6 protein-coding genes and 1 pseudogene are annotated in these 6,640 nt (G+C 71.7%); 5 read left to right on the forward strand and 2 right to left on the reverse strand.

Annotated features, from left to right (window positions below; genetic code table 11):
- The first annotated feature begins 236 nt into the window (after positions 1-236).
- Positions 237-1,421 (forward strand): ribonuclease D, encoded by a 1,185-nt coding sequence (gene rnd / locus AC1MIR_RS18985; RefSeq protein WP_480029752.1) that lies wholly within the window; start codon positions 237-239, stop codon positions 1,419-1,421.
- 239 nt (positions 1,422-1,660) lie between these two features.
- The gene (locus AC1MIR_RS18990; protein ID WP_480029753.1) at positions 1,661-3,679 is read left to right on the forward strand and encodes a hypothetical protein; all 2,019 of its coding nucleotides are present in this window, start codon (positions 1,661-1,663) and stop codon (positions 3,677-3,679) included.
- Here the strand turns inward: AC1MIR_RS18990 and AC1MIR_RS18995 are convergent.
- A complete protein-coding gene (locus tag AC1MIR_RS18995; RefSeq protein WP_480029754.1) occupies positions 3,676-4,095 on the reverse strand; it encodes a DUF6525 family protein in 420 nt (139 codons plus the stop codon). The two genes, AC1MIR_RS18990 and AC1MIR_RS18995, sit on opposite strands and share 4 nt — an antisense overlap.
- 105 nt (positions 4,096-4,200) lie before the next feature.
- Between AC1MIR_RS18995 and AC1MIR_RS19000 the strand changes: the two genes are divergently transcribed.
- Positions 4,201-4,377, forward strand: coding sequence for a hypothetical protein (locus AC1MIR_RS19000; RefSeq protein WP_480029755.1), 177 nt, complete (start codon positions 4,201-4,203; stop codon positions 4,375-4,377).
- 58 nt (positions 4,378-4,435) lie between these two features.
- On the opposite strand, the gene AC1MIR_RS19005 is transcribed toward AC1MIR_RS19000, so the two are convergent.
- Positions 4,436-5,377, reverse strand: coding sequence for a LysR substrate-binding domain-containing protein (locus AC1MIR_RS19005; protein ID WP_480029756.1), 942 nt, complete (start codon positions 5,375-5,377; stop codon positions 4,436-4,438).
- A 59-nt stretch (positions 5,378-5,436) separates the two neighbouring features.
- Between AC1MIR_RS19005 and AC1MIR_RS19010 the strand changes: the two genes are divergently transcribed.
- Positions 5,437-6,333, forward strand: a complete 897-nt coding sequence (locus tag AC1MIR_RS19010; protein WP_480029757.1) for an MBL fold metallo-hydrolase — start codon at positions 5,437-5,439, stop codon at positions 6,331-6,333.
- Positions 6,333-6,640, forward strand: a pseudogene (locus AC1MIR_RS19015) (tripartite tricarboxylate transporter substrate binding protein); the annotation flags it as partial. The gene AC1MIR_RS19010 and the pseudogene AC1MIR_RS19015, both read left to right, overlap by 1 nt.

Consider the following 6,640-nt stretch of genomic DNA (forward strand, 5'->3'; position numbering starts at 1 on the left):
GGCGGGCTGGCGGAGGACGCGCCGGCCGCCTGGGGGGGGCTGGCGGCCCCCCCCGCCGCACCGCGGGGGGGGCGGGCGGGGGTGGGCGGCGCGGCGCGCGCCGCAGGTATGGGTGCGGTAGGCGTGCATGGGTGGGTCCGGGGTGCCTGGAAGATGGGCGGAAACCGCACCAGCCGGTGCGGGAAGTCAAGCCGCGCGGCTTCCCGCCCCGCCCCCCGGGGCGTAAACCCCCGCTCATGAGCCGCCGCCCGCCGGCAGATGCCGACCTCGTGCCCAGCCTGGTCACCGACACCGCGACCCTCGCCGCGCTGTGCGAACGGCTCCGGCAGGAGCCTTTCGTCACGGTGGACACCGAATTCATGCGGGAACGGACCTATTGGCCCGAGCTCTGCGTGGTCCAGCTCGGCGGCGAGGCCGAGGTGGCGGTGGTGGACGCCCTGGCGCCGGGCCTCGACCTCGGCCCGCTCGGCGCGCTGCTGGCGGATGAGCGGGTGGTGAAGGTGTTCCACGCCGCCCGGCAGGATGTGGAAATTTTCCTGCTGAAGTTCGGGGCGGTGCCCACGCCGCTCTACGACACCCAGATCGCCGCCATGGTGGCCGGCTTCGGCGACCAGGTGAGCTACGATTCGCTGGCCCGCGCACTGTCCGGGGCGCAGATCGACAAGGCGCACCGCTTCTCGGACTGGGCCGCCCGCCCGCTCTCCCCGGCGCAGATCGCCTATGCGGCGGCCGACGTGACCCATCTGCGCCGCATCTACGCCGGCCTGACGGCCCGGCTGGAGCGGGAGGGCCGCACCGGCTGGGTGGCGGAGGAGATGGCCGCCCTCGCCGACCCCGCCACCTACATGCCCGACCCGGAGACCCAGTGGGAGCGGCTGCGCCCGCGCAGCCACAACCGCCGCTTCCTCGGCATGCTGCGGGCCGCCTGCGCCTGGCGGGAGAGGGAGGCGCAGCGGGTGAACATCCCGCGCGGCCGGCTGGTGAAGGACGAGACCCTGCTGGAGATCGCCGCCACCGCGCCGGCCAATGCCGCCGAGCTCGGCCGCGCGCGGGGCATCTCGGAGGGCTTCGCGAAGGGCAAGACCGGCGCCGCGCTGCTGGCCGTGCTGGCCGAGGCGCGGGGCTTGCCGGAAGACGCGCTGCCGGAGGTGCCGCGCGAGCGCAGCGGCCCGGCGGCTTCGCCGGCACTGGTGGCGCTGCTCAAGGTGCTGCTGGCCGCGCAGAGCGAGGCGCATCACGTGGCGCCCAAGCTGCTGGCCAATGCCGAGGAGCTGGAGCGGCTGGCCTGCGGAGAGACCGACATCCCGGCGCTGCATGGCTGGCGGCGCGAGGTGTTCGGGGAGCAGGCGCTGGCGCTGAAGGAAGGCCGGATCGCCCTGGGTGTGGAGGGGAAGCGGGTGAAGGTGATCGAGGCCGGCTGAGCCTCGCGCCTCCGGCCCCTGCGGCGACACCCCACCGGTCGCTGGAGCACGCGGCGCCCGGGCCTCCGAATGAATGTCACGGTTCCGGTTCGCCACCGTTGACTTCGGCCGTGAATGCTCTCCACTCTTGGTTGCAATCAGACATTTCCCCGAGCGCCCAGATCGCCGCAGCTTCGCGACCAGCCTCGGCGACAGGCACGAAGCATCGGGAAGAACCCGATGCCCGAGGAGGATTCTGCATGTCCCAGTCCGAGTTGGACCGGAAGATCGAGCAAGTCAAAAGCCAGCTCGACGATCTCTCGCGGCAGGTCGCGAACGCCAGCACGTCGCAGCACATCGCGGGGCTGAAGACGGAGCTCGATGCGCTGAAGGATGCGGTGGCCCCGAGCAAGTCGGCAGCGGCGTACCAGGGCACGGTGGAGCTGGTGAACGCCTTCAGCGGCAGTGTCAGCCTGATCAACGACGCCGTGGAGGCCGGCCGCAGGGGCGACAAGATCGGAATCGCCGCCTCGTCGCTCTCCTCGACCTCGTCGCTCCTGAAGGGCATCTCGGGAGCCGTCATGGCGGCCTTGCCGATCTCGGGCGCGGCCGCCCCCATCGTTGCCGCGATCGGCGTTGCGCTCTACCTCTTCGCCGGCCTCGTCGAGCTCGCGTCCTCGATCCTCAACATCTTCCGCAAGGTCGAGAACACCCTCCTCGAAGACATCAGGGAACTGCTGGTCCGTGCCCGCGCGCATGAGCTCCAGGACCACCTGGACAATGCGACGGACGCCTTCCGGATCTGGGCGCAGCTTCTGGAGGTCGGCACCCTGCACCATGCGCCCTGGACGGACCTCGCCAAGCAGTTCAGCCTGGTGGACGGCAATGCCGTGACCTTTGTCCGGGAAGCCAACCACTGGTTGACCCTGCCGGACAACCAACAGGTCCCGGATGCCTGGGTGGCGGTCTTCGAGGCCTATGTCGCCGCCGTGAACCTGCAGACCACGGTCTACGAGCGCGCCTACGGCAGCAGCATCCGCTATCGGCAGCGGGCGCCGGGATCGGACGCGGGGGCCCATGACGAGGATGCCCGGGCCGCCATGAAGGTGTATTTCGAGCACCTCCGCGAAGAGTTCCGGAAGGTGCACTGGCTCGCGCGCCGGATGGTGCCGACATGGGTGATCGGCACCCAGAACCTGATCTACACCGCACCCGTCACCTTCCCGGGCTTCAGAAACACCAAGGACGGACAGGTGATCGCGCCCCGCGAGGGCAAGCTCAACTGGAGCGATGACGGTCGCAGCAAACTCGATGACATCGTCGCGGTGCGCCGGAGCTTCAAGGTGGGCGCCGGCGAGGTGCTCTGGGGCTGGAACGACCTCAGCGGCCTATTGTACTATCGGGTGGACGGCATCTGGTACACCTACAAGGTGCCGGGCGAGAAGTTCACCAGCCTCGACGTCGGATTCTACGGCGACAGGCCCGAGCCGGTCCCGCTGAACCCGGACGCGACGCCGCTCCCCAGCAGCGGCGTCCATGTGGTGCTGAGCCTCGCGGATCGGCAGAGCGGACGCGGGGATTCCGTCCTCATCGCCCGCTTCTTCGTACCCGAGAAGCAGGCCGAGTACGCCGCGCTTCCGGCTGTCGATGGATTCAAGCTTCCCTACAGCAACGTGAGTGGTGTGAACGTCAAAGAGCCCGTGCGGCAGGCCCGGCTCCACATCACGGAGCAGTGGATCTACGCCTACGTGCTTGGCGGCGAAGGAAAACAGAACCAGGTCTACTTCGCGAAGGGCGGGAACGAGTTCCTCCTGCCGGTCGGAGAGGCCTTCGACGGCGCCGATGCGCGTCTCTACGTGAGCGCCGACGCGGTCTGGGTCATGACCGCCACGGAGATCCGGAAGCGCAAGCATTTCGATCGCGAGGGCGGCCACGAAGCGGCCTGGGAGATCGTTCCCGCGCCGCCCGGGATGGGGGACCGCAAATTCGTGTACATACACCCCGGGGACGATGGTCTCCTCCTCGCCGGCGTTGGCGACGGCGGGTGGGCCGAGACCTACTACGGCTATACCGAGGAGGACGGATGGCGGCAGGCCAGCGACCGCCGCGGCACGACAGGCTGGGCCGTCCGGCGGATGTCGCGCCTGTCCCTCGGCACCTTCCCCCTGTTCAAGGCCAACTGGGACAAGGCCAAGGACTGGCAGAAGGTGGTGGACACCCGCGAGAAGCTGGAGGCGAAGGCGCGCGAGGAGGCGGCGCAGGCGAAGCCGCCGGCCTAAACCGCGGCGCGGCGGCCCGGCTTGCGCTTGGCCGGCGCCTTGGACCGCTTTGCCGTCGGGGCGACGGGCATGGGCTGAGCCGGGGGGATACCGTCCGTCCCGGTGTAACGCTGCAGCGTCGCGCCGGCCGCGAGGTGCGGATAGGCCTGCGAGCCTTTCGGCCAGGTCCTCGCGAAGGCGGCGACTTCGGCGTGATCGTGTCCGCGGATGGTCTGGACCAGGGAAAACGCCGCCTGGGCCGGCCGCAACCGCTGTTCGCGCAGCAGGTGGAGGAGCCGTTCGCGGGCCCGCAGGGGACACCAGTCCACCAGGGCTTCCTGCAGGGCCCGGCGCACCTCGGCGGGCAGTTCCTCATACGCGCGGTAGGGATCGCCCTTCAGCTTGCTGTAGGGCCTGGTCGCCATGCTGTTGTCCATCGCCGGCTTCTACCGAGGGGAAGCGTTTCGGGAAACCGTAGCGAACCGCTGGTGACGCCCTCGGACCGCCCCGGGCGCCCCTCGGCCCCTGCCCTTCCTCAGCCCTTGGAACTGCTGGCCCAGGCCGAGGAACTGGAGCGTCTGGCGGCGGGCGAGGCCGACCTGCCCTGCCTGCATGGCTGGCGGCGCGAGGTTTTCGGCGAAGCCGCCCTGGCGTTGAAGGAAGGGCGGGTCGCGCTCGGCGTGGACGGGAAGAAGGTGAAGCTGATCCCGGCGGGGTAGGGGCGGGTTCGCCGCGTCATGGCGCCGCCCTGCGCCGGCGCAGGCGGGCTTTCGCGCCTCAGCCGGGTTTCCGCGCGGCACGCCCGAGCGCCCGGAGCAACAGGCGCGCTTCGCGCGGCTCGGCGGCGCCGCGCCAGATCGCGAGGATCTCGCGCCGCACCGTCGGCCGCAGCGGCAGGAACACCGTCTCGGTCTCCGGCCAGCGCGGCATGAGCGGGGCGGCGGCGAGGGGCAGCGCCGCGACGCCGAGGCCGGCCGCGACCAGCGCGAGCGCGGTCTGCATGCGCGCCACCTCGTAGAGAGGCGCGCGCGGCGGCACGCCCGCGGCCTCGAGGGCGCCGGCGACGACGCGGCCGACTTCGCTGCCGCGGGTCACCGCGATCTCCGCGACCCCGGCGAGGTCGCGCCAGCGGCAGGTCCTGCGACCGCTCGCCGCCAGGGCGTGATCCTTCGGGCAGAACAGGCCGACTTCATCGGTGCCGAGATGACGGCGCCCCAGGTCGGCCACCTCCGCCCTGGGAAAGCTGCCGACCCCAAGCACGGCCTCGCCGCTGCGGACCAGCTGTGGCAACTCGGTCGGCGAGGCCTCGAGCAACACGGGACGCGCGGCGTTCCGGTCGGCGGCCAGCATGGCCAGGGCGCGCGGCAGCAGGGTGCAGGCCACGAGCGAGGTCGCGGCGACGCGCAGCGGTCGCCCTTCCGCGGGCGCGACCTCGCGCAGCACCGCCTGCATCTCGGCAAGCAGCCGCCGGGCCGGCGGCAGGAGGCGAAGCCCCGATGCGGTCAGCGCCGCGCGCCGCGTCGTGCGCTCGATGAGGCGCGTGCCGAGCCGCGCCTCCATGTCGGCGAGCAGGGTGGAGACGCTGGACTGCGCCAGGCCGAGCGCGGCACCGGCCGCGGCGAAGCCGCCGGCCTCGGCGATCGCGACGAAGGCGGCGAGGTGGCGCGGCGACAGGGCCGCCATCGCGCCCGAACGGAAATCCGATGGATTGATCGCCATTTCCGGATTGTGGCGCCGGCCGCGCCGCATTGGAATGCGCCGGCCAGGAGGAACCGGGCATGGTTCGACTGACCCTTTTGGGGACCGGCGCGGCGCTGATGGATCCGGACCGGGCCCAGACCGCCCTGCTGATCTCCGTCGACGACCGCGAGCACATCATGCTGGACTGCGGCGACGGCGCCGTGCGTCGCCTTGTCCAGGCCGGGGTCAGCCCTTCGGAAGTCGGCACCCTCCTGCTCTCGCATCTGCATTTCGACCACACCGCGGACCTCGCGACCTTCGCGATCGCCGGCTGGATGCTGAACCGCAAGGGCGCCTTTCGGCTGCTCGGGCCGCCCGGCACGCGGCGGATGGTCGCGCACCTGCTGGAGGGCGGCGCCTACGACGTGGATATCCGCGCCCGCGCCGCCTACCGGCTGCGCCAGTCCAACATGGAGGCGCTGCGCCCCGAGATCACGGAGATCGCGCCGGGCGTCATCCATGACGACGGGCGCCTGCGCATCACGGCCGCCCTCGTGGACCACATCCCCGAGGAGATCTGCCAGTGCTACGGCTTCCGCATCGAGGTCGGCGGCCGCGTCATCGTCTTCAGCGGCGACACCACCCCGACCGCGGCGATGCGCGACCTCGCGCGCGACGCCGACGTGCTGGTGCATGACTGCACCTTCCCCGAAGCCTTCCTCGAACACCGGCGGAAGAGCGGCGTCGGCACCTCGGCGCATACCTCGCCGCTCGAGCTCGGCCGGATCGCCGCGGATGCCGGGGTGAAGCTGCTCGTGCCCTCGCATTTCGGGCATTTCGACACGACGAGCCCGGTGCTTCTGCGCTGCGCGGCGGCGCATCTGCCGCCCGAGCTCGCCGGGCCGCACCAGCTCGGCGCTATGGTGCGCGACATCCGCAAGCACTACGCCGGCCCCGTGCTGCCGGCGCAGGACCTCATGAGGATCGAGCTCTGATGGCCTTCCCGCCGGCTTCCCGTCGCCTCTTCCTCGGCTCCGTCGCCGCCTGCCTGGCGCGTGGCGCCCATGCGCAGGCGACGTCGCCGATGCGCATCATCGTGCCCTTCGCGGCGGGAAGCGCCGGCGCCGTGGTCGGGCGCCTGCTGGCGGAGCAGCTCTCGCCGATCCTGGGGCGTTCGGTCCTGATCGACACGCGCCCCGGCGCCGGGGGCAACATCGGGGCCGCGGCCGGGGGCGCGGCGGCCCCCGGCGGCGGCCCCCCGCGGCGGGGCGCGCCGGCCCACATAGCGGAAAACCCGGTACC

The sequence above is a fragment of the Falsiroseomonas sp. RANM36 genome, assembly GCF_056682175.1.

Excerpts from the sequence above, each read along its gene's own strand:
- AC1MIR_RS19010 (WP_480029757.1), top strand. The coding sequence starts at position 5,437 with ATGGTTCGACTGACCCTTTTGGGGACCGGCGCGGCGCTGATGGATCCG.
- AC1MIR_RS18995 (WP_480029754.1), bottom strand. The coding sequence starts at position 4,095 with ATGGACAACAGCATGGCGACCAGGCCCTACAGCAAGCTGAAGGGCGAT.
- rnd (WP_480029752.1), top strand. The coding sequence starts at position 237 with ATGAGCCGCCGCCCGCCGGCAGATGCCGACCTCGTGCCCAGCCTGGTC.
- AC1MIR_RS18990 (WP_480029753.1), top strand. The coding sequence starts at position 1,661 with ATGTCCCAGTCCGAGTTGGACCGGAAGATCGAGCAAGTCAAAAGCCAG.
- AC1MIR_RS19005 (WP_480029756.1), bottom strand. The coding sequence starts at position 5,377 with ATGGCGATCAATCCATCGGATTTCCGTTCGGGCGCGATGGCGGCCCTG.